Annotated in this window: 19 protein-coding genes; 10 read left to right on the plus strand and 9 right to left on the minus strand. The window is 67.8% G+C overall.

What is annotated here, in order from left to right; genetic code table 11:
• Together M3G03_RS07450 and secA are read left to right on the plus strand one after the other, a co-directional pair.
• Positions 1–1,241: DNA glycosylase AlkZ-like family protein (locus M3G03_RS07450; protein ID WP_311197510.1), on the plus strand; the 1,241-nt coding region annotated here is incomplete at its 5' end.
• Between the two features lie 45 nt (positions 1,242–1,286).
• Positions 1,287–4,280: a preprotein translocase subunit SecA gene (secA, locus tag M3G03_RS07455; protein ID WP_259809200.1), complete on the plus strand. Its 2,994-nt coding sequence runs from the start codon at positions 1,287–1,289 to the stop codon at positions 4,278–4,280.
• Between the two features lie 13 nt (positions 4,281–4,293).
• Here secA and M3G03_RS07460 read toward each other — a convergent pair whose 3' ends face one another.
• The 3 genes from M3G03_RS07460 to M3G03_RS07470 all read right to left on the minus strand — a co-directional run bounded on the left by M3G03_RS07460 (position 4,294) and on the right by M3G03_RS07470 (position 6,327).
• On the minus strand, positions 4,294–4,704 hold the full coding sequence (locus M3G03_RS07460) for an Rv3235 family protein (protein ID WP_259809059.1): 411 nt from the start codon (positions 4,702–4,704) through the stop codon (positions 4,294–4,296).
• Between the two features lie 77 nt (positions 4,705–4,781).
• Complete coding sequence (locus M3G03_RS07465) at positions 4,782–6,068, minus strand: hypothetical protein (RefSeq protein ID WP_259809060.1); 1,287 nt, start codon at positions 6,066–6,068, stop codon at positions 4,782–4,784.
• A 1-nt stretch (position 6,069) separates the two neighbouring features.
• Entirely contained in the window at positions 6,070–6,327 is a 258-nt protein-coding gene (locus tag M3G03_RS07470) for a hypothetical protein (protein ID WP_259809061.1), read from the minus strand.
• A 190-nt stretch (positions 6,328–6,517) separates the two neighbouring features.
• Between M3G03_RS07470 and M3G03_RS07475 the strand changes: the two genes are divergently transcribed.
• From M3G03_RS07475 to M3G03_RS07485, 3 genes are read left to right on the plus strand one after another with little or no spacing between them, the layout of a single operon-like run.
• Positions 6,518–6,979, plus strand: coding sequence for a DUF6912 family protein (locus tag M3G03_RS07475; protein WP_259809062.1), 462 nt, complete (start codon positions 6,518–6,520; stop codon positions 6,977–6,979).
• A complete protein-coding gene (locus tag M3G03_RS07480; protein WP_259809063.1) occupies positions 6,979–7,848 on the plus strand; it encodes a Ku protein in 870 nt (289 codons plus the stop codon). Before M3G03_RS07475 ends, M3G03_RS07480 begins: the two co-directional genes overlap by 1 nt.
• Positions 7,848–8,057, plus strand: coding sequence for a hypothetical protein (locus tag M3G03_RS07485; protein ID WP_259809064.1), 210 nt, complete (start codon positions 7,848–7,850; stop codon positions 8,055–8,057). The genes M3G03_RS07480 and M3G03_RS07485 overlap by 1 nt, the downstream gene beginning before the upstream one ends.
• A 35-nt stretch (positions 8,058–8,092) precedes the next feature.
• Here M3G03_RS07485 and M3G03_RS07490 read toward each other — a convergent pair whose 3' ends face one another.
• A complete protein-coding gene (locus M3G03_RS07490) occupies positions 8,093–8,572 on the minus strand; it encodes a DUF2505 domain-containing protein (protein ID WP_259809065.1) in 480 nt (159 codons plus the stop codon).
• A gap of 122 nt (positions 8,573–8,694) precedes the next feature.
• Between M3G03_RS07490 and M3G03_RS07495 the strand changes: the two genes are divergently transcribed.
• Both M3G03_RS07495 and trpS read left to right on the plus strand, forming a co-directional pair.
• Positions 8,695–9,546, plus strand: a complete 852-nt coding sequence (locus M3G03_RS07495) for a PHP domain-containing protein (protein WP_259809066.1) — start codon at positions 8,695–8,697, stop codon at positions 9,544–9,546.
• A gap of 194 nt (positions 9,547–9,740) precedes the next feature.
• Positions 9,741–10,850, plus strand: a complete 1,110-nt coding sequence (trpS, locus tag M3G03_RS07500) for a tryptophan--tRNA ligase (protein ID WP_259809067.1) — start codon at positions 9,741–9,743, stop codon at positions 10,848–10,850.
• Positions 10,851–10,928: 78 nt separating this feature from the next.
• Here the strand turns inward: trpS and M3G03_RS07505 are convergent, their stop codons facing one another.
• On the minus strand, positions 10,929–12,449 hold the full coding sequence (locus tag M3G03_RS07505; protein WP_311197511.1) for a DEAD/DEAH box helicase: 1,521 nt from the start codon (positions 12,447–12,449) through the stop codon (positions 10,929–10,931).
• Between the two features lie 133 nt (positions 12,450–12,582).
• On the opposite strand from M3G03_RS07505, the gene M3G03_RS07510 reads away from it, so the two are divergent.
• On the plus strand, positions 12,583–13,230 hold the full coding sequence (locus M3G03_RS07510; RefSeq protein WP_259809069.1) for a ferritin-like domain-containing protein: 648 nt from the start codon (positions 12,583–12,585) through the stop codon (positions 13,228–13,230).
• Between the two features lie 23 nt (positions 13,231–13,253).
• On the opposite strand, the gene M3G03_RS07515 is transcribed toward M3G03_RS07510, so the two are convergent.
• The 4 genes from M3G03_RS07515 to M3G03_RS07530 form a co-directional block, all read right to left on the minus strand.
• Entirely contained in the window at positions 13,254–13,478 is a 225-nt protein-coding gene (locus tag M3G03_RS07515) for a DUF3107 domain-containing protein (protein ID WP_259809070.1), read from the minus strand.
• Positions 13,479–13,507: 29 nt separating this feature from the next.
• Entirely contained in the window at positions 13,508–14,419 is a 912-nt protein-coding gene (locus M3G03_RS07520; protein WP_259809071.1) for a PP2C family serine/threonine-protein phosphatase, read from the minus strand.
• A gap of 53 nt (positions 14,420–14,472) precedes the next feature.
• Positions 14,473–15,432 carry a non-homologous end-joining DNA ligase gene (gene ligD / locus M3G03_RS07525; protein WP_259809072.1) on the minus strand — a complete coding sequence of 320 codons (960 nt, stop codon included), beginning with the start codon at positions 15,430–15,432 and terminating at the stop codon, positions 14,473–14,475.
• Between the two features lie 111 nt (positions 15,433–15,543).
• Positions 15,544–15,750, minus strand: a complete 207-nt coding sequence (locus M3G03_RS07530; protein ID WP_259809073.1) for a cold-shock protein — start codon at positions 15,748–15,750, stop codon at positions 15,544–15,546.
• 169 nt (positions 15,751–15,919) lie between these two features.
• Here M3G03_RS07530 and M3G03_RS07535 point away from each other — a divergent pair, with 169 nt between their 5' ends.
• Both M3G03_RS07535 and M3G03_RS07540 read left to right on the plus strand, forming a co-directional pair.
• A complete protein-coding gene (locus M3G03_RS07535) occupies positions 15,920–19,069 on the plus strand; it encodes an ATP-dependent DNA helicase (protein ID WP_259809074.1) in 3,150 nt (1,049 codons plus the stop codon).
• A gap of 11 nt (positions 19,070–19,080) precedes the next feature.
• Entirely contained in the window at positions 19,081–22,335 is a 3,255-nt protein-coding gene (locus M3G03_RS07540; protein WP_259809075.1) for an ATP-dependent DNA helicase, read from the plus strand.
• The last annotated feature ends 25 nt before the right edge of the window (positions 22,336–22,360 follow it).

The following is a 22,360-nucleotide window of genomic DNA, read 5'->3' on the forward strand; positions in this document are numbered from 1 at the left end:
CCCACCACCGCGTTCCCCTGCCCCCGCGCCGGTTGAGCCTCCACCAGGCTCGGCTCATCGCGTTGGCCGCCCAGGGCTTTGCTCGACCCCGCCCCGAAGGCCCGGTCACGATGCGGCAGGTGCAGCAGGTCATCACCCGGTTGGGACAATTCCAGATCGACTCCATCAATGTCGTGGAGCGAGCACACTACCTGCCCCTCTACTCCCGTCTGGGCCCCTACGACCGGACCCTGCTCGACCGATCCTTCGAGCGAGGACCTCGCCGCATGTTCGAGTACTGGGGCCATGCCGCCAGCCTGCTGGACATGACGCTCTGGCCGGCGGTCCAGTGGCGAATGGAGGCCAATGCCGTTGCCCCGTGGCGAAGCTGGGACGCCCTGCGTGAACGCCACCCCGAACTCGGCGACCAGGTGCTGGCGGAGGTTGCGCGCCGTGGACCACTGACCGCTCGTGAGATCGAGTTCGAGGAGGTCCGGCGTCGCGACCGTTGGGGATGGAATTGGTCCTCGGTCAAGGTTGCCCTCGAGCAGCACTTCTCGAGCGGCCGGGTCACCTCTGCGGGGCGCACTGCCTCCTTCGAGAGGCTCTATGACATTCCCGAACGGGTCATTCCAGCAGCGGTCTTCCAACAGCCGGCCCTCGAGCGTGAGGAGGCGATCCTCCAGCTGACCAGACGAGCTGCCAGCGCCCTCGGGGTCGCGAGCATCGGCGGCCTGGCAGACTACTTCCGGCTCTCGAAGGCCTCGACCGTGCAGGCCGTGCGTGAACTGGAGGCGAGGGGCGAGCTGGTCCCGGCCGAGGTCGAGGGCTGGCGACGTCCCGTGTGGTTGTGGCACGAGGCCCAGGTACCGCGACGAGTGCAGGCCCGTGCCCTGATCAGCCCCTTCGACTCGCTGGTGTTCGAGCGGACGCGACTGCACGAGCTGTTCGACTTCTTCTACCGCATCGAGATCTACGTGCCGGAGGCGAAGCGGCAGTTCGGCTACTACGTCTACGCGTTCCTGCTGGGCGACCAGTTCGTTGCCCGCGTGGACCTCAAGGCAGATCGCACTCGGGGCGTCCTGGTGGTGAAGGCCAGCTGGCTCGAGCCGGGCCGCAGTGTGCCGGTCGGGCAGGTCGCGGGGGAGCTGGCCGAGGAACTGGCCGAACTCGGTCGGTGGACCGGCTGCCCGGAGGTCCAGGTCGAGCCCCACGGCGACCTGGCCGAGGAGCTTTCCCGGGCGACACTCACGAGCCACTAGGATGGGGCGGGTCACCCGACGACGAAGGATGGAAGCGTGAGCTTTATCGACCGCCTGCTCAACACCGGCGACAAGAAACTGCTGAAGAAGCTCAGCAGGATTGCCGACCAGGTCAACTCCATCGAAGAAGACTTCGAGCAGATGGATGACGACGAGCTCCGTGGCCAGACTGCTGACTTCAAGCAGCGACTGGAGAACGGTGAATCGCTCGACGAGTTGCTGCCCGAGGCCTTCGCGACGGTGCGCGAGGCGTCTGTCCGCGTGCTCGGCAAGCGCCACTTCGACGTCCAGCTCATGGGGGGTGCAGCGCTGCACCTGGGCAACATCGCCGAGATGAAGACAGGCGAGGGCAAGACCCTGGTCGCCACGCTGCCCTCCTACCTGAACGCGCTGGAGGGCAAGGGCGTCCACGTCGTCACCGTCAACGACTACCTGGCGCGCTACCAGTCGGAGCAGATGGGCCGAATCCACCACTTCCTGGGCATGGACACCGGCGTCATCCTGACCTCCATGACCCCCGCGGAGCGCCGACAGGCCTACAACTCCGACATCACCTACGGGACGAACAACGAGTTCGGTTTCGACTACCTGCGCGACAACATGGCCCTCTCGCCCGACGAGCTGGTGCAGCGCGGACACCACTTCGCCATCGTCGACGAGGTCGACTCGATCCTGGTGGACGAGGCCCGTACTCCGCTGATCATCTCCGGACCGGCCGAGGACAACCACCAGTGGTACCCCGAGTTCGCCCGTTTGGTCTCACGCCTGCGCCGCGATCGAGACTACGAAGTGGACGAGAAGAAGCGCACCGTGTCAGTGCTGGCGCCCGGTATCGCGGCCGTCGAGGACCGCCTGGGCATTGACAACCTCTACGAATCGGCCAACACCCCGCTGATCGGCTACCTGAACAACGCCATCAAGGCCAAGGAACTGTTCAAGCTGGACAAGGACTACGTCGTCATCGATGGTGAGGTCCTGATCGTCGACGAGCACACCGGACGCACCCTGGCCGGTCGTCGCTACAACGAGGGCCTGCATCAGGCGCTGGAGGCGAAGGAGGGTGTGGAGATCAAGGATGAGTACCAGACCCTGGCCACCATCACCCTGCAGAACTTCTTCCGCATGTACGACAAGCTCTCGGGCATGACCGGTACGGCCAAGACCGAGGAGGCCGAGTTCCAGAAGATCTACGGCCTCGGCGTGGTGCCGATCCCGACGAACAAGCCGATGATCCGCGAGGACCAGAAGGACCTGATCTTCCGCACCGAGAGTGCCAAGTACAACGCCATCATTGAGGACGTCGTCGAGCGTCACGAAGAGGGGCAGCCGATCCTGATCGGTACCGCTTCGGTGGCCAAGTCGGAGAAGATCTCCGCCCTGCTCAAGGAGCAGAAGGTTCCCCACAAGGTCCTCAACGCCAAGCACCACGAGTCCGAGGCGGCGATCGTGGCCATGGCCGGGCGCAAGGGTGCGGTGACGGTGGCCACCAACATGGCCGGCCGTGGTACCGACATCATCCTGGGCGGCAATGCCGAGTTCATGGCTGACCTCGTGCTGCGCGAGAAGGGCCTGGACCCGGTCGAGACCCCGGAGGAGTACGAGGAGGCCTGGGACGAGGTCCTGAAGGAACTTGAGGAGCAGACCGAGGCCGAGCACGAGGAGGTCGTTGACCTCGGCGGTCTCTATGTGGTCGGTTCCGAGCGCCATGAGTCGCGTCGTATCGACAACCAGCTGCGTGGTCGTTCGGGACGCCAGGGCGACCCCGGCGAGTCGCGTTTCTACCTGTCGCTGCAGGACGACCTGATGCGCCTGTTCCAGCCCGAGGTGATCGAGCGGGCGATGGTGACCCTCAAGGTCCCCGAGCACCAACCCATCGAGCACCGTTGGATCTCCCGCTCCATCGAGAACGCCCAGAAGCAGGTCGAGTCGCAGAACTTCGAGATGCGCAAGAACGTCCTCAAGTACGACGACGTGATGAACCGCCAGCGACACGCGATCTACGGTGACCGCCGCCAGGTGCTGGATGGTGCCGACGTGGAAGAACAGCTGCGCGACACCGTCAGCCGCGTCGTCGAGGACACCGTGCGCGACCGCACCCAGGGCTTCCACGACGACTGGGACCTGGAGCAGCTCGTCACCGACCTACGCACCTTGTACCCGGTCGGTCTCGACATCGACGACCTGGATTCCATCACCGAACAGGACGCCCTGGTCGAGGAGTTCATCGCTGACGCCCAGGAGGCCTACGACAAGCGCGAGGAGCAGCTGGGGGAGTCCACCATGCGCGAACTCGAACGCCAGGTGCTGCTGACCGTGCTCGACCGCAAGTGGCGTGAGCACCTCTATGAGATGGACTACCTGCGCGAGGGCATCGGCCTGCGCGCGATGGCCCAGCGCGACCCCCTGGTGGAGTACCAGCGCGAGGGTGGCCTGATGTTCAACGCCATGATGGAGGCCTTCATGGAGGAGGTCGTCGGCTACCTGTTCAACCTCGAGGTCAAGTCCGAGGTCCCCGAAGTGAGCCTTCTGGATGCCGCCCCCATCCTTCCCGGGGCTGCCACCGGGGACGGTGACGAGGCGGAGGAAGCCTCCGAGGAGGCTGAGGAGCCCGAGGTCCTGGAGCATGCTCCCCTGGCCAAGGGGCTGGGCGGGCGTCGAGCCCGTGACCTGACCTACACCGCTCCGGACGAGACCGGCGAGGCCACCTCCACCGCCGAGGAGGAGGAGAAGCCGGCCCCCGCGCGTGGACGTGGGCGTCGCCGCAATGCGCCCGTGCGGAAGGCCGCCCCCGCCAAGGCCGTTCCGGCAGCGAAGAAGGCTGCTCCGGCACCCGCGAAGAAGGCTGCTCCGGCACCCGCGAAGAAGGCTGCTCCGGCACCCGCGAAGAAGGCTGCTCCGGCACCCGCGAGGAAGGCTGCTGCCGCCGCCGACGACGCTGCGGAGGGTCGCGTGGAGAAGGCCTTCGCCGGGACCGGACGCAACCAGCAGTGCCCCTGCGGGTCGGGCAAGAAGTACAAGGCCTGTCACGGCAGGGACTGACCCCGTGTGCGGCTCAGGTCGTTCCCACGCGCTGGCTGGTGCGGAACGGCGGAACCCGCGCCGGTAGCGGTCGTAGGGAGGCCAGGTGGACACAGCTCCACCTGGCCCCCTTCTGTTCCAGCCGCAGGGTGAAGGTCTCCTGCCTGCCGGGCCAGGCCAGGCTGAAGGACGCCTCCAGCATTCTCGGTGAGGTGCGAACGCCTCGAAGCCCGACCAGTCGGGGGACGCCTGCCGGCTGCGTCCGCCGCCAGTAGGTGAGTTGCGCGCACAGGGGTTCGCCGCAGAAGGCCTTCAGCACGGTGAGATCCCGGCGTCCACTGAGAAAGTCGAGCAGGAGCTGGACGAAGTGGGCGGCGACGGGGTCGCGCGGCTGCGGTTCACTCACCTGCACGGTGGGGGTCTCAACGGCTCTGGTCTGGGTCATGGGGCCAAGCCTTGACCACCGCAAGCTGCGGGCCAAGGGGTGCCCCGCAATCTGTGGAAAACCCCCCAATCGTTGCCTCAGGCGAACAGCAGGAAGAGCCCACCGCAGGTGTAGAGCACCATCACCGCGAGGAGTGGGAGCTGGGCGCTGCGCCACCTCTCGCGGGGGAGGTACCGCACTGCGATGTCATGGGCGGAGAGCACTCCCACGACATGGGCCCCCACGATGAGCAGGACCTGGCCCCACGCGACGACAGTGGTGTAGTCGAAGATGGCTCCGTTGACGCCCATCTCGGCCGTGCCGAACCAGTTGTCACCACGCACCAGGGGGTCGGACAGGTTGATGGCGACCCGCTGCCCCTCAAGGACCAGCAGGGTGGCGTAGTGGGCCAGCGCATAGCCAGCCACGATCGGGACCATCGAGCGTGCCAGCGAGTCCATCAGGGGCTGTCGGGGCGAGACAGCATGCTCCACTGCCCGGACTCCCCACCAGAAGGTCAGGGTCACCAGCGCGACACAGGCGGCCAGGCCCAGGGTTCCCGTCAGCCAGCTGGGGACCGCTGCGGACTGGGTGGTACGGATCCACCACGGGCCGTTGCTCAACGAATCGAAGGCTGTCGAGCCGAGCAGTACGCAGCACACCGCCCACAGACCGCGTCGGGGTACCGCGCTGGAGACATGGCGCAGGGGATTGACCAGGTGCAACACGCCCTCGCGTCGCTGCCACGGGCTCATCCGCGCCATCGTGCTGGCGAAGGTCTCGAAGGGTTCAGCGGAGCTGATCCAGCGGGGACCCGCCACCAGGGCACCAGCCAGCATGGCCGCTGCAAAGGCCAGGGCCCACCACTTCAACACCTGGGTGGTCGCCCGATCGGGCTGGACCAGCTCCAGCCACGTGAAGGCGAGCAGACCCAGGGCTGCCGGATAGAGCCCCATGGGTAGTGGCTCCTGGGATTCCCGACGCAGTGCACCACGCCAGAGGAGCAGGGTGCGCACGGGATTGAGGGTGCGCCACAGGTGTCCGCCCACCAGGGAGACGGGAACCAACCCCACCCAGACCCAGACGAAGAGGAAGCCCGGGAAGGGGTTGGAGATCTTGTCCTTTCCGGCGACCAGGGCGAGTATCGCGACGGCGAAGACGCCGAGCACCACCAGACGCAGCACCCACTGCAGGATCGGGTTGTCGACCAGGCGGGTCAGCCCCGGGAGCGGGCGCCCCCTGAATTCACACCACTTCGGGTCGCCCCACGAGCGGAGCACGAGGATGAACGTGATGGCCAGCGTGAGGCCGGCCCCGAGCGCGACGAGCTCCAGCGGGAGGGGGAGGTCCTGGCGGCTCCCCACCCCGTGCAGGGGCACCAACACCTCACTTCACCACCAGGAGGGCGATGATCCGGGCCGGGTCGTGCGCCTCGATCTCGAAGCTGCCGACCATGTCAGCGGTGAAGGTGACCTTGGCATCCTTGCCGGGTCCGGCGTGGAGTTCCTTGTCGTAGCCGTGTACATGGACCAGGAGGTCGACATCACTGGTCACGGCGACGGACACCTCCGAACCCTTGGAGATGGTGACGCGGTCCCCGCCGGGGGTCAGCTTCCCGTCCTTCATGACCACGTCGATGGACACAGGACCTGCCTGCTCGGAGCTTCTGGAGCATCCGCCCAGCAACCCTGCGCCCGATCCCAGTGCCGCGACTCCTGCTGTGAGGATGACTCGACGACGTGCGATGGCCATGTGTTCCCAACTCCCAAGCTACTGTGCGATTGTCAACGTCCTAGTAGCGTTGACTCTAGTCACACCGGACAGGAGGAGTCACATGGCGCAACGCGTGCTGGTGTGCATCCCAGCCCGTAGGGCGACCCCCGGCGAGTTGTGGACGCGCGCAGAGTCCGGTCCGGTGCAGGCCTTCACCGCCAACCGGGCCCTTTACGATGCTCTCGGCTACAGCGAGGACATGGATGAGGAGGCCGATCACGCGGCCCTGGTCCTTGCCTCGGTGTGGGGACTCACCCAGTTCGGCGAGCGGTTCGTGCTCACTGCCGAAGTCGGACCCGACCAGATCGCTCCCGGCGCCGAGGCAGCGAATGGGGGAGTCGCCGTGACGGGTCTGCGTCCCGGCCAGGTGGTGGCTTTCTTCACCGACCCCGACGAGGACGCCGAGGCGGCCGCCAGCGCTGCTGGGGGCCTGTCGATCGACGAGGCCTGGGAACTGCCCGAGATCGAGGAACTCCTGGTGCGCGACCTGCAATGGCATGACATCGACGAATGGAGCCGCTGATGCCTCCTCGTTCCATCTGGAAGGGCGCGATCTCGTTCGGGCTGATCACCATCCCGGTGAAGGTGTACGGAGCGACCGAAGAGAAGGACCTCAGCTTCAACCAGGTCCACGCCGCCGACGGTGGCCGCATCAAATACAAGCGGGTCTGCGAGAAGTGTGGTCAGGAGGTTCCCTTCGCCGAGATCGCCAAGGCCTGGACAGCCGGTGACGGGCGTGTCGCGGTTCTGGAGAAGGAGGACTTCGAGAGCCTCCCGCTGCCCTCCACGAAGTCGGTGGAGGTGGTCGAGTTCGTCGACCTGCAGTCGGTCGACCCCACCTACTTCGACCGCAGCTATGTGCTCGAGGCCGAGGGCCCGGGGGCCAAGCCCTATGTGCTGCTGCGCGATGCCATGAAGTCGACCGGCCGGGCTGCCGTGGTCAAGGTGGCGCTGCGCCAGAAGGAGAACCTGGCGCTGATCCGCTGCCACGGCGACGTGCTGCTGATGCACACCATGCTGTGGCCCGATGAGATCCGCGACGTCGGTTTCGCGGCTCCGCCCGATGACATCAGCGCCACCAAGGCCGAGGTGACGATGGCCACCTCCTTCATCAAGGAGCTGGAGGCCGAGTTCGACCCCAGCCAGTTCAAGGACACCTACCGTGAGGCCCTGGAGCAGGTCGTGGAGGCCAAGCTGACCGGCGTGGCGGTGGAGGAGTCCGAGGAGGAGACCGGCAAGCCGGCCGAGGTGGTCGACCTGGTCGCCGCGCTGAAGGCGTCCGTCGAGGCGGCCAAGAAGAAGCGCGAGGAGGCAGCCGCGAAGTCGGGCGGTACCACGACTGATGAGGCGAAGCCCAAGAAGGCGACGAGCAGGAAGAAGGCAGCCAGCTGATGGTGACCCGGGTACACCTTGAGGAGGAGGACGCCGCCCAGGCCCTCGCCGAAGAACTCGACCGACGCGGCCACGAGGTCGCGATCGTCAAGGAACGTTTCGCCGGCGAGGACGATGATGAGGCGCTGGAGTTCGTGGTCTGCACCACAGCGCCAGAAGGCGCCCTGGTCGACCTGGTCGACGAGGACGCCTTCGTGGAGGTGGACTGACCCGAAAGGGTTGCCCAGGGCAGGTCCCAGCAGGCTCAGCCCTGCTGGGAGAGGTACTGCTCGCCCACCGACTGCTGGGCGTCGAAGACCTTCTGCACCATGGGCGCGGCCTCCTTCTCCAGCTTCTTGCCGACCAGCGGGATCTTGACGTTCATGTCCATCTGGTAGGTCACCTCGGTGGTGCCCGAGGGGGTGGAACGCAGGGTGGCGGTGCCACGGGCGTCCACGGGCATCTTCTCGACATTCATGGTGAGGGTGCCGGTGCGCGAGCCGTCGGCGGCGGGCTCACCCCAGGTGATGACCTGGGTCATCGGCATCGAGGCGCCGACGAACTTCTGCACCTGCGAAGGTGCTGGCATGGCCATACGCACCGTGGAGGTGTTGCCCTCCACGGTCACGGTGCGCTCGGTGACGCCGAATCGATCGCACAGGGCGTTGAGGTAGGCCGGGTCGGTCATCATCGAGAAGACCTGGTCGGGGCTTGCGGTGTAGGTCTGGCGGGAATTGATCTCCATGTCCACCATTCTTCCCGGCGCGGGCGCGCAGTGCGCCGGTGCGAGAAGAATCACGTTCAGAGCGGGCCGTCAAGAGCTGGGCCGGGTGCCTGTGCCCGGGCGTGATCGGGCATGATGTCCCCATGCGCATCGACCTCCACACCCACTCCTCGGTCTCGGACGGCACCGACACGCCGACGGCCCTTGTCCACAAGGCCCACGACCTCGGCCTGGACGTCATCGCACTGACCGACCACGACACCTTCGACGGCGTCCCCCAGGCCATCGAGGCCGGCAAGCGCATTGGTCTGCACGTGCTGACCGGCGTCGAGATGAGCTGCAATGTCAACGGCGACTCGGTGCACCTGCTCGGCTACGGCTGCGACCGCAGGAATCGCGCGCTCAACGAGGAGCTCGCCACGAACCGTGCCGCCCGAGCCGACCGCCTGCAGCGCTTCGCCGACCGCCTCACCGAACTCGGCATGCCCCTGACAGTCGCGGACATCAAGGAGCAGTCCGGCGTGTCCCCGTCGGTCGGTCGGCCGCACATCGCGGACGCGATGGTGGTCAGGGGGTACGTCGGTTCCCGCGCTGAGGCCTTCGACCTGTGGCTGGCCGACGACAAGCCGGGCTACATCTCCCGCTATTCGACGCCGCTCGAGCACGCCATCACACTGATCCACGGCGCCGGCGGCGTGGCCGTCCTTGCCCACCCCTGGCGCAAGGGTCATGCCGCCGCCCTGACCGCGGAGTACATCAGCGAGCTGGCGACCACACACGGGCTGGAGGGGATCGAGGTCGACTACCCCGACCATGACGAGTTCACCCGGGAGCAGCTGTTCGCCCTCGGTGAGCGGTTGGGCCTGATCCGCACCGGCTCCTCGGACTACCACGGTCTGGGCAAGGTGGGACACGACCTCGGTTGCTGCCTGACCCGCGAGAGCGCCTACCGGGAGCTCGTCGCTCGTATCAAGCGCCGGGGCGGCAAGGCCTGACCGAGCTGGTCGCCACGGCACGGGTGTAGGGTGGAGGTGTGTTGACACGAACTCGCTCCTGGTGGTCGCCCACAGGCGACCACTGACGAGCCAATCCGGCACACCCACCCACACAAGGGTCGCCCCACCTGCGGAGGCGGCCCTTTTGCGTCCCCGCGTGGCGTGGGCGGCAGGCAGCACAGGAAGAGGACACCATGAACCAGACCATCACCGTCGACGAGCAGCTCTCCGAGGAAATCTCGGATGCATCCCTCCAGCGATCGCTCGCCCGTAGCCGCCAGATCGAAGAGGACATCTCCACCCACCCCGGTCGCTATCGCATCCTCACCGGGGATCGCCCCACCGGGCGGTTGCACATCGGTCACTACTTCGGTTCCCTCGCGAACCGGGTGCGTTTCCAGAACCTGGGCGTCCACACGATGCTGGTGGTGGCCGACTACCAGGTCATCTACGACCGTGACGGCGTCGGCCAGCTGCAGGAGAACGTCCTCTCCGGTCTGGCGGACTATCTCGCGTGCGGTATCGACCCGGAGCAGTCCACCATCTTCACCCACTCCTCGGTGACGGCGCTGAATCAGCTGCTGCTGCCCTTCCTCAGCCTGGTCACCGTCCCCGAGCTGCAGCGCAACCCGACCGTGAAGGACGAGCTGTCCAACAATCCGCATCGCCCGATGTCCGGTCTCATGCTGACCTTCCCGGTCCACCAGGCCGCTGACATCCTGTTCTGCAAGGCCAACCTGGTGCCGGTGGGCAAGGACCAGTTGCCGCACATCGAGGTCGCCCGCGTCATCGCGCGACGCTTCGACGAGCGCTACGGTCGAGGACAGGCCGGCGACCCGATCTTCCCCCAGCCGGACGCGCTGATGAGCCCGGCACCGGCCATCCTCGGCCTGGACGGCACCAAGATGTCCAAGTCGCGTGGCAACACCATTGAGATCGGCATGACCGCCGACGAGACCGCCAAGCTGATCAAGCGGGCCAAGACCGACTCCGAACGCCAGATCACCTTCGACCCGGTCAACCGTCCCGAGGTCAGCAACCTGGTGCAGCTCGCGGCGCTGGCCACCGGGGGCGAGCCGCAGCAGATCGCCGACGAGCTGGGTGATGCGGGCGGCGGCGGCCTCAAGAAGTTGGTCACCGAGGCACTCAATGAACACTTCGCGCCGATCCGTGCCCGCCGCGCCGAACTGGCCGCCGACCCCGACCACCTGCGCTCTGTGCTGCGGGAGGGCAACGCGAAGGCCACCGCGATCGCGGAGCAGACCCTCGCGGAGGTGCGCCAGGCCATGCAGATGGCCTACTGAACGCAGCTGGGTCCCCACAGGCAGCAACCCCGCCCTGCGTGGGCGGGGTTGTTGCTCGGCGTGGGTGGCGCTGGTGGCTCAGTCCTCGGTCGAGGCCTTGGCAGCCGGACGCCTGCGGCGACGTCGGCGGGGCTTCGTCGCGGAACCCTCGCCGGCCGCATCCCCCGCGTCAGCCTCCGGGGCGTCGGGCGTGGAGTCAGCGTGTGCGCCGGCAGCGGCATCCCCGGTGGTGGTCACCTCGCCGGTATGGAGCTTGCGGCGGGTGCGCTGGCGACGCGGGCGATCCTTCTTCTCGTCCCCATCGCGCCTTCCGCGACCGACGTCGGGGTCCTTCCGGGCAGGCTCGGCGACGCGTCCTCGGGTGCCCTCGGGGATGTCGAGGTCGGTGTAGAGATGGGGGCTGGTGGAATAGGTCTCAACCGGGTCCTCGAAGCCGAGGTCCAGGGAGCGGTTGATCACCTTCCAGCGAGTGACGTCGGCCCAGTCGACCAGGGTGATGGCCACACCCTTGTTGCCGGCGCGACCAGTGCGCCCGATGCGGTGGACATAGGTCTTGTCGTCCTCTGGGCACTCATTGTTGATCACATGGCTCACGCCGGTGATGTCGATGCCGCGGGCGGCGACGTCAGTGGCCACCAGAACGGTGATGCGCCCCTCGCGGAACTTCTTGAGCGCCTTCTCGCGGGCGGTCTGGTTGAGGTCGCCGTGGATGGAGGCGGCAGCAAAGCCCCGATCCTCCAGATCGTCGGCCAGACGCTGTGCGGCCCGCTTCGTCCGGGTGAAGACCATCACCTTGTCGACATCGCGCGCCTGCAGGATGCGGGCCACGATCTCGGGTTTGTCCAGGTCGTGGGCCTGGTAGACGAATTGGGTGGTGTCCGGGACGGTCGCCTGGGCGTTGTGGCCCTCGGCGCGAATGTTCACCGGGCGGGTCAGGTGCGTGCGGGCCAGGGCGGCGATGGCTGAGGGCATCGTGGCCGAGAAGAGCAGGGTCTGGCGATTGGCCGGTGTGCGTCCCAGCAGCTTCTCCACATCGGGCAGGAAGCCCAGGTCGAGCATCTCGTCCGCCTCATCCAGCACGGCGATGCGGATATGGGCCAGGTCGAGGCTGCCGCGGTTGACCAGGTCGAGGACGCGGCCGGGCGTCCCCACCACGACGTCCACACCCTTCTCGAGGGCGTCCAGTTGGGGCTCGTAGGCGACGCCACCGTAGACGGTGAGGACGCGGACATGGCGCACCGAACCGGCGAGGCTCAGGTCGCGGGAGACCTGCATGGCGAGTTCACGGGTGGGGCACAGGATGATCGCCTGGGGCTTGCCGGGGGCCTCGAAATCGTCGCCCTGCAGTTGCGGGGGAGAGACGCGCTGCAGCACGGAGACGCCGAATGCGAGGGTCTTGCCGGTGCCGGTGCGGGCCTGCCCGATCATGTCCACGCCGTCGATGGCCAGTGGAATGGCCATCTGCTGGATCGGGAAGGGGTGGGTGATGCCTGCCGAGGACAGCGCCTCGCTGATCTCGGGCAGCACGCCCAGGTCGGCGAAGGTGGGCTCAGCCAGATTGGCAGGCGCGGTGGTGGAATGGGAGGTGGTCAGAATCATGCCTTCGGTCGTCCGAGGCCTGACCCTGTTTGCGGTCGCCTCGGTAATGTTCGAGCTCGCTGCGCAATGGAACGGCGCGCGTGCTGGGGCCAGTGTATCGCGTTGGAGCGGGAGCACCGGATAGCCTGCATCCGTGACTGGCGCAACTGTTGAGGACCGTGCAATTGCCGGGCTGCTCGCCGCAGCCTGGTTGGCCTGCTATGAATCGATCTCCGACATGGCGCGACTTGCCCCCACCGCGCGCCTCGGGCTGGACGTCGCCCGGTGGAGCCTCGTGCTGATCCCCTGGGTCGACGCCGTGGACGCCGATGTCGATGCCGAGGAACTGGAGGCCCGGGTCCTGCCCATCCAGCGCGCGTTCACCGAGTTCAGCCTGCACGTCGCCCCGAGAACGTGGGGTGAAGCGGTGTTGAAGACCTGGCTGATGGTGGGGGCCGGGGAGGACCTCATGCGTCTCACCGGCGAGCACTGGCCGGCCGGCGCGAAGGAGCTCGCCGGGCAGGCGGTCTCGCGTCCCCTCGCCGAACCGCTGCGCGAGGTCCTCTTCGACCTTGCCGGAGACCAGCAGGAGCAGTGGCGGCTGGGGCTGTTCGGCCGTCGGGTGATCGCGGAGGCGACCGCCCAGTGCCAACGTATCGCCGCACGCCAGCCCGAACTGGCAGGTGCCCTCCTCGATGTCGAGGAGGGCAGCCTTGACGAGTTGTCGGGAACCACTCAGCTCATCGCTGACCTGGTGGAGGGCGCCGCCCAGCGCATGCTGGAGCTGGGCCTACAGCCCTGAGGCGCCAGGCGAGGAGTAGGGGCTCAGAGGACGCCGAAGCCCACTCGGCGCTGGTTCTCTGCACCGAGCTCCACGTAGCCGATCTGGTTGCCCGGGACGATCACCCGACGACCCTTGTCATCAGCCAGGTCAAGGGCCCCACCCTCGGCGATGGCTGCGTTGACGAGGCCGAGGACCTCCTCCGCGGTCTGGTTCGATTCGAGGGTGACCTCGCGGGCCACGTTCTGGATGCCGATCTTGATGTCCACGCCACAACGCTAGCGCGTAGCGCAAAAAATCAACGCGGATGGTGACGGGTCTCCGGTTCCAGACGGGCCAGGCAGACGGAGATGTTGTCGCGCCCGCCCTGGCCATTGGCCCAGGCGAGCAGCTCGGAGGCCAGAGCGTCCGCACTCTGGCGCCCCTGGGCGCCCAGCTGGTGCCACAGCTGACCGACCAGGGTGGCCATGGACGTGGCCTCCGAGCAGTAGTTCCACAAGCCATCGCTGCAGACGATGAGCCAGCCCGGGTTCTGCAGGGTCACAGCCACGGTGCGGGGCTCGAGGTCGACCGCTTCGGGCCCCAGCCACTTGGTGATGGCGTGGGCGTGGATGCTGGTCTCGGCCTCCTCCCGCGACATGCCAAGGTCCATCTGGGCCTGGGCCACCGAGTCGTCGATGCTGAGCTGGGTGCCGGGTGCATTGTCGGGCAGCCAGTAGGCGCGGGTGTCGCCGATGTTGGCGATCGAGACACGGGAGTCGTCGATCACGGCCGCCACCAGGGTGCACGATCCGACGGCCCGGCCGTCACGCCCATCCTCCAGGACGGCTCGGTTGGCGGTCTCGAAGACCTGGTCGAAGACCTCGTGGGCGTGTTGCTGGTCGAAGCTGCCCTGTGCGAGTCGGGATGCCAACAGGTCGCGCACGGTGTTGGCTGCTGTCTGGGAGGCGCGTTCGGCGTGGGGCGAGGAGGAGACGCCGTCGCTGACCACCATCACCGCACGCTGGCTCCGGCTGGGATCGGCCCACAGGGCAATCGAGTCCTGGTTGAGGTGGTGTCGACGTCCGATGTCGGTGCCGCCGGCCACCCAGAGTGATGCCTGCATGACGTAGTCACGGCGTACTTGATCGGCGTGCAGGGGCTCCTGGATCGCGTTGAGGTTGCGCGTCTCGTCCTCGTCGTGGGGCGAAGCCTGCATGTCGTGGTTCATCAGCGTCCTTCATCACTGCGCCGCGGGCGGGCGCACGGGCTGTCCCAAGTCCATCATGCCGTAGGGCCGCTGGCCCACCGGGGCAATGGGGAGGCGAGTTCATCACCCACCAGCGGTGCCCAGAGGTCGCCGAGCTCGGCCACCCTGCCCGGGACCTGGTCGATGGTGAACACGAGGGTGTCGTCGGGCCCCACGGCGGCGATCTCGTCCCACGTGACCGGCGTCGAGACGCGAGGCTGTTCGCGTCCCCGGCAGGAGTAGACGGTGATGGTGTTGCGGTCGCCGCGATTCTGCAGGGCATCGAAGTAGATCAGGTTGGTGCGGGCCTGCTTGGCCATCGTGGTGGTGAAGACGTCCTTGTGGCGCCGCTCGAGCAGCTTGCCCAGGGCCTGCATCTCGTGCACGACCGTGCGCCAGGGTGTCGGCTCGATGGAGGCCACCAGCTGGATGCCCTTGGACCCGCTCGTCTTCACGAAGGGGACCAGGCCCTGACCGGCCAGTTCGGTCGCGGTGATCATCGCGGCCTGGCAGATCTGGTGCATGGTGACCCCTGGGCCCGGGTCCAGGTCCACGACCACGGTGCTCGCCCTGACAGCATCCTCGCCCTCGAGGTGGATGGGCTCACGCCGGGCCTGGGGGGCGTCGGTCGAGCGCCACTGCGGGGTGTGGACCTCAATGGCGGCAAGGTTGGCCAACCAGACCAGGGTGGCGGCATCCTCGGCGGCCACGTAGTCAATCACCGAGTCCTGGGCGAGCACCGGGATGGTGCGCACCCACTCGGGCGTGCCACGCGGTGCATTCTTCTCGTAGAAGGAGTCGTCCTCGGTGCCGTGCGGGAAACGTAGCCGGGTGATGCAGCGGTCCTTGAGGTGAGGCAGCCAGGTCTTTGCCATGGCCAGGTGGTAGCTGATCAGTTCGGCCTTGGTGGTGCCATCAGGAAAGAGCACCTTGTCCAGATTGGTCAGCTGCAGCACATGCCCATCGACCTCGGTGACGACGGGGGCCTCGCTCATGGCGATGACTGTAGTGCCAGCCCGGGGTCTGGTGAAGCGATGTCAGGGGTGGAGACGCACTGAGGGGGAGCTGCCGGGCAGCTCCCCCTCGAGAATCACGAGCGGACGTGATCAGAGCGGACGAACCTTCTCCGCCTGCTGGCCCTTGGGGCCCTGGGCGATGTCAAACTCGACCTTCTGGCCCTCCTCCAGAGAGCGGAAGCCGCTTGTCTCGATCGCGCTGTAGTGGACGAAGACATCGTCGTGTCCGCCCCCGTCGACGGCGATGAAGCCGTACCCCTTCTCGGCGTTGAACCACTTGACGGTTCCCTGTGCCATGGAACTTCTCCTTGTTGCAAATCTGGCGGGAACGCACCTCACGAACCCCCGTCGGGTGTGACCTTGCGTCCCTCCGCGTCAGCGGACTTGCCCGAGCTGTTTCCACTCTCGCACGTTTCGGGGTCAGCCATGTGCACTTCTGTCAGAGGTCGATGGTTGAGTGGTGGACGTGACCGATCTGCAGCCCTCCGCAGCCCCCCTCGGCCCCCGGCAGCGCCTCGTCCTGGCCCGCTCCAGCGACCACGCTGCCGGGCCGCTGCTGGTCGTCGGCGGCCCCGGGACCGGCAAGACAGCGACCCTGGTCGAGGTGGTGGCCCAGCTTGTGGGGTCGGGTCGGCAACTCTCGGAGGTGCTGGTCCTGGCCCCGACCAGGCCGTTGGCCCAGAAGTTGCGCAACAGGGTGATGCAGCGGATCGGCGGGGCGCAGGTCGCACCGCGAGTGATGACTGCGCATGCTTTCGCCCATGCCGTGGTGCGGGGGAACCAGGGCGCCGACGACCGGGAGTGGTCTTTGCTGACAGCCCCCGAGCAGGAGTTTCGCCTCCGCGAGATGCTCGCCGGGCACGACACCTCCGGATGGCCCGTCGATGTGCGCAATGCCGCCACCACGCGCAGCTTTGCCGGCGAGGTGCGCGCCGCGACCGCGCGGGTGCGACAGCTGGGTCTTGACCCCACTGACATCCAGGTGCTGGCCGACGCCTCCGGACGCCAGGAGTGGCGTGTCCTGGGCGAGTTCATGGCGGAATACCTGGACGTCGTGGACGCGACCGCCTCCATGGACTACGCCGAGCTGGTGCATCGCGCGCGGCTGGTCATGACCGAGCCGGAGGCTGCCGCCCGGGTGGTGGCAGGCACCCCGTTCGTACTGGTTGATGATTTCACCGAGCTGGACCTGAGCCAGGTGCAGCTGTTGGCCGACCTCGTGACGGCGGGTGCCCGGATCATCGCCTTCGCCGACCCCACCACGTCGGTCTTCGGCTTCCGCGGCGCCGCCGCGCTCCCGCTGCGGCAGTTCGAAGCTGTCTTCTCGGGCGCGGGGGCGCTGGCCGAGCGGATCAGTCTGGTCCAGGACCACCAGCGGGCGTCCGCGATCACCACTGCCTGCGCGAAGGTGGCGGCCAGGCTGCCCCGCAATGACGAGGTGCCGCTGCCGCAACCGGCGCAGGGTGCGGAGGAGGGGAGCGTCGAGGTGATGGTGCTCGATTCCCCAGGTGCCGAAATCGACCAGGTCGTGGAAGTCCTGCGCCTGGCGCATCTGCGGGACGGCGTTGCGTGGCAGGACATGGCGGTCATCACCCGTTCCCATCGAGGGGGCCTGCTCGCCCTGGCGAGGGCGTTGACCTCGGCCGGGGTGCCGGTACAGATGGCGGGCAACGACGTGGCCCTGCGCGAGGCTGCCGCCGTGCGTCCCCTGCTGTTGGCCCTGCAGGTGGTGCTCGCGTTGGACGGTGGCGGCCAGGCGTCGCCAGACGATGCGCTGGCCCTGTTGCGCTCCCCACTGGGCGGTTTGGACAGCCTGGAGACCAGGCGGCTGGGTCGCCAGCTGAGACTGCTGCACCCCGGCGAGGCGGCCAGCTCCGCCGAATGGTTCGCCCGAATGCTCGCCGACCCCTCCCTGGCTGCAACGGTGGAGGGGGGACCTGCACGCCGCGCCACCGAACTCTCCCAGCGGCTGTCGCAAGCGGTCAGGGAGATGGCGGGTGGGGCCGATGCCTCCCGAGTGCTCTGGGGCCTGTGGAGCGGTTCGGCGTGGGCGACGCGCCTGCAGCAGGAGGCGCTGGGGGGTGGTGAACCCGCGGCAGCCGCCAACCGTGACATCGACGCCGTACGAGCGCTCTTCGACCTGGCAGGGCGAGACACCGGCATCACCGGCGCGCGTGCGATCCGCATGGTGCTGGAGGAGATCGAAGGGCACGAGATCCCCTCCGACACAGCCCGCGAGGCCGACATCAGCAATCGGGGGGTGCAGCTGCTCACCGCCCACCGAGCAAAGGGACTGCGCTGGCCCCTGGTGGTGGTCACCCAGGTGCAGGAAGGCACCTGGCCGGCCACGCGGCGTCGCGGCAGCATCCTCGAGATCGACCGGTTGACCCGGCACGGGCTGGCCGAACCAGAACCCTTCTCCCACCTGATCGACGCTGAACGGCGCTCCTTCCTGCTGGCCTGCAGCCGCGCCACCAGACGACTGGTGGTGACCGCCGCGCAGGGGCACGAGGGGGAGGGGGACCAGCGCTCCCGGTTCCTGGCGGAGTTGGGCGTGGAGCCCGAGGTGCGCCATGGCCGACCCACCGCCCCTGTGACCCTGCCCATGATGGTGGCCCAGTTGCGCCTCACCGCCACGGACCCGCTTGCCTCACCTGCGCTGCGCCGTGCGGCAGCGACGCGACTGGCGCGGATGGCCGCAATGGAGGACAGCCGTGGGCGTCCCCTTGCTCGGGGAGCCGACCCCGCCGGCTGGTGGGCGATGGACGACTTCACCAGGGCCCCGGGGCCCGTCGTCGAACCCGACGCCCCGGTGGAACTGCACGGCTCGGAACTGGCTGGCCTCATCGAGTGCCCGCGCCGCTGGTTCCTGGCCCGAAAGGCCCGCGGGGAGGCTGGGCGCTCGACTGCCTCCAGCGTGGGTTCTGTGATCCACACGCTGGTGGAGCATGCCGCCACCGAGGACCTTGACGCGGAGGCGCTGCACGGTCACCTGGACCAGATCTGGGACCTCCTGCGCTTCGATGCCAGCTGGATGTCGGCCTCGGAGAAGGTGCAGGCGGAGCTGGCCCTCGAACGCTATCTGGTCTGGGCGGACCAGAATGGACGCACCCTGCTGGGTACCGAGGTGCCCTTCACCGTGGAACTCGTCATTGATGACGAACACATCCGTCTGCGCGGGTCGGTGGACCGGTTGGAGCAGGACAGCCAGGGGCGGTTGCACGTGGTCGACTTCAAGACTGGACGCAGCCGTCCCACCAAGGCCAAGGCCGCCGCGGACCCCCAGCTGGGGCTGTACCAAGTGGCCATTCTCTGCGGGGGATTCGACGAGGTTGCCCCCGGCGTGCGAGAAGTGGGAGGCGCGGAGTTGCTGTACCTGCGGGAGGCGAAGGCGGAGTTCCCGGACCGCTTCACACAACCCTCGCTGAGCACCACCATGACGCTGCCTGACCAGGAGTTGCGCGTCGGACCGACCTGGATGCATGACGTGCTCGCCGACGCCGCGCACATCGTGCGTGCCGAACGCTTCCATGCGCAGTCGAACCCGGGCTGTGATTTCTGCGCCTTCCGTAGCGGGTGCCCCGTGCAGGCCGCCGAACCCACCACCGGACGCTGAGAGGACCTGCAGTGAGCATCGTGGAGATGATGTCCGGGCGAACCCTCGAGCGTCCGGAGCAGGTCAGTGAGGCACTGGGGATCCCGTTCAGCGAGGAGCAACTGGCTGCCATCACCGCACCACTGGAACCGGGCGTGATCATCGCCGGAGCGGGGTCGGGCAAGACCACCGTGATGGCGGCTCGAGTGGTGTGGCTGGTGGGCACCGGGCTGGTGCGTCCCGACCAGGTGTTGGGTCTGACCTTTACGCGCAAGGCGGCAGGGGAGCTGGCCCACCGCGTCCGTACTGCACTGGTCACCGCGGGCGTGTTGCGGCAGGGGACCGATGAGCAGGGCGAGGAGGTGATCATGACCTATGACGCCTTCGCCGGGCGCCTGCTGGCCGAACATGGGCAGCGCATCGGGGCAGAGACCGATCCGGTCATGATCAGCGGTGCCGACCGCTTCCGGCTGGCTGACAAGGTGGTTCGGGACGCCCCGGGCCCCTTCCAGTACCTCTCCCGGCTGCGGCCGGCGAGTCTGGGGCCGCGCGTGCTGGACCTGGACTCGGCGCTGTCCTCCCATCTGGTCACCACCGACCAGGTGCGTGCCAATGCGGCTGTGGTCCTCGACCAGCTACGCCAGGCGGCACCGAATCGCCGCGGGGACACCTACGCCTCCGTGCGCAATGCGATCGCGGCGATCGGGGAACGGTTGGAGCTGCTGGACCTGGTGGATGCCTATGCCGAGCTCAAGAGGAGCCGTGGGTTGGTGGAGTTCGCCGACCAGATGGCTCTGGCTGCCCGGATCGTCTCCGAAGTCCCGGCCGTCGCGCCGATGGTTCGCCGGCAGTTCCGTGCGGTTCTGTTGGACGAGTACCAGGACACCAGCTCGGCGCAGGCGAAGCTGCTGCAGGGCTTGTTCAGCACCGGCTCGGGGCAGGGGCACCCGGTCACGGCGGTGGGCGACCCGTTCCAGGCCATCTATGGGTGGCGCGGGGCTGCCGCCAGTAACATCCTGCACTTCCACGCCGACTTCCCCCGCCCGGACTCGGCCGCGGCCAGGTTCCAGCTCACGGTGAATCGTCGGAGCGGGCAGAAGATCCTGGACGTGGCCAACTCCCTGGCCGACCCACTGCGACACGACCCGATGCTGCGGCGTCACGACGACAGCGGCGAGGGCACGCCCCGTCCGCTGGTGGCGCCCGCGAACCGACCAGGGGGAGAAGTGCGCACCGCCGGCTTCGCCACCTGGCCCGACGAGGTCTCCTGGGTGGCTGACCGCATCGTCAACCTGCAGGAGCAGGGGCGACTGGCAGAGTGGAAGGACTGCGCGGTCCTGCTGCGGCGCAACCGGGACATGGGGGACATGTTCCGTGCCCTGACCGAGCGCGATGTGCCGACCGAAATCGTCGGTCTGGGTGGGCTGCTCGACCTGCCCGAGGTGGCCGATGTGGTGGACACCCTGCGTCTGGTCGATGACGTGACGGCCAACCCGTCGACGGTGCGACTGCTGACCGGTCCGCGATGGCGCATCGGGGAGCGGGACCTGGCACTGCTGGGACGCAGGGCACGCGATCTGGCTCGAACCCGGCAGGACACGGGGTCGCTGGAGGTCGAACGCGATCTGTTCTCCGACCTTGAGTCTGCGGTTGCCGAAACTGACACCGCTGACATCGTCTCGCTCCTGGACGCCGTGGACGACCCCGGCGACCTGGCCTATTCGGACGAGGCCCGTGAGCGGCTGGGGCGCTTTTCCCGTGAGTTGGCGCGGTTGCGACGACATGGCGATGAGCCGGTGCTCGACCAGGTGCGGCGAGTGATATCCCTGCTGGGGCTGGACATTGAGCTGGCCTCGGGCCTGCTGGGGACGCCGGGGGCCGACCAGTTGGCGGCCTTCACTGATGCCGTGGCGGCCTTCGTGGACGTGGACGCCGACGCGACGTTGTCGGGGATGCTGGCCTGGCTTGACGCCGAGCGTGACCACGCCGCCGGTCTGGAGCAGGCCACCCCGAGCGAACGCAACTCGGTCAAGCTGCTGACGGTCCACCGCGCGAAGGGGCTGGAATGGGAGGTCGTCTTCCTGCCTGGCCTGGCCGACACGGTCTTCCCCAGCGACCGGGTCACCGACAACTGGATGCGCAAGCCGAGCGCCCTGCCGGCGCCGTTGCGGGGGGACGCCGACTCGATCCCGCAGGTGTCCACCCTCGATGACAAGGGCATGGCGGAGTATGCGGACCAGTTGAAATCCGAGGCGAGGATGGCCGAGGACCGACTCGCCTATGTGGCCGTGACCAGGGCCCGCGAATTGCTGGTGGCCACTACGCATCGCTGGCGGGCCAAGGTGTCCCGACCGCGCAAGCCCTCGGACTACTTCGTCGCGATCGAGGCGGAGTCCACCCGTCAGGGCACTGTGGATTCGGTCCTGCCCCCCGAGGACGGTCAGCATCCACTCGACGGCGGGGATCGGATCATGGAATGGCCCGCGCCACCTGATCCCGAACTCCTGCGTCGTCGTCGGGAGACGGCTGCCATGGTGGAGAAGGCCAGGCACGCCCGCGAGGTCCACGGGTCGTGGCAGGACCCGGCCGGGCTGTCGGTGGCGGAGTCCGAACTCGTCGCGTCGTGGGATGCGACCCTGGAGTTGCTCGAGGCGGAGGCGTCCGGCGCGCTCCGTGCGGTGCCACTGCCGGAGACGCTGTCGGCCAGCATGCTGGTGGCGGCAGCCCGTGACCCCGAGGACTTCGCCCGCCAGCTGGTGCGTCCGATGCCGCGGCCGGTGTCCGAGGCGGCCGTCCTTGGCACACGCTTCCACGCCTGGGTGGAGCGCCACTACGGTCTCCATCAGCTCACCGACAGCCTGGTGGATGTCGAAGAGGTCGAGCCCATCACCTCCGATGAGCGCTTCGAACGGCTGAAGGAGTCGTTCCTGGCCAGCGAGTGGGCCGACCAGGTCCCCATCGCCGTTGAGACCCCTTTCACCCTCGTGCTGGGAGGGAGGGTCATCCGCGGACAGATCGATGCGGCTTTCTCGGCCCCCGGGCCGGACCACGATGTCCTGCTCGTGGACTGGAAGACCTCCGAACGCCCTGCCGACGACGTCCAACTGGCCATCTACCGGGAGGCCTGGGCCAGGGCGCACGGCGTGGATCCCGGGCGCGTGGACGCCATCTTCGTGCACATCGCCTCCGGCCAGGTGCAGCGGCCCCACCGCTTGGCCACCCGGGAGGAACTGGAGGACCACCTCAGTCGAGGGCTCGGAGCCATCAGCGAGTTGCAGCTGGGCTGACCGGAGGCGATCGTCTGCTTGACTG

It is taken from the genome of Aestuariimicrobium sp. p3-SID1156 (assembly GCF_025144225.1).
In the GTDB taxonomy this organism is placed as follows: Bacteria; Actinomycetota; Actinomycetes; order Propionibacteriales; family Propionibacteriaceae; genus Aestuariimicrobium.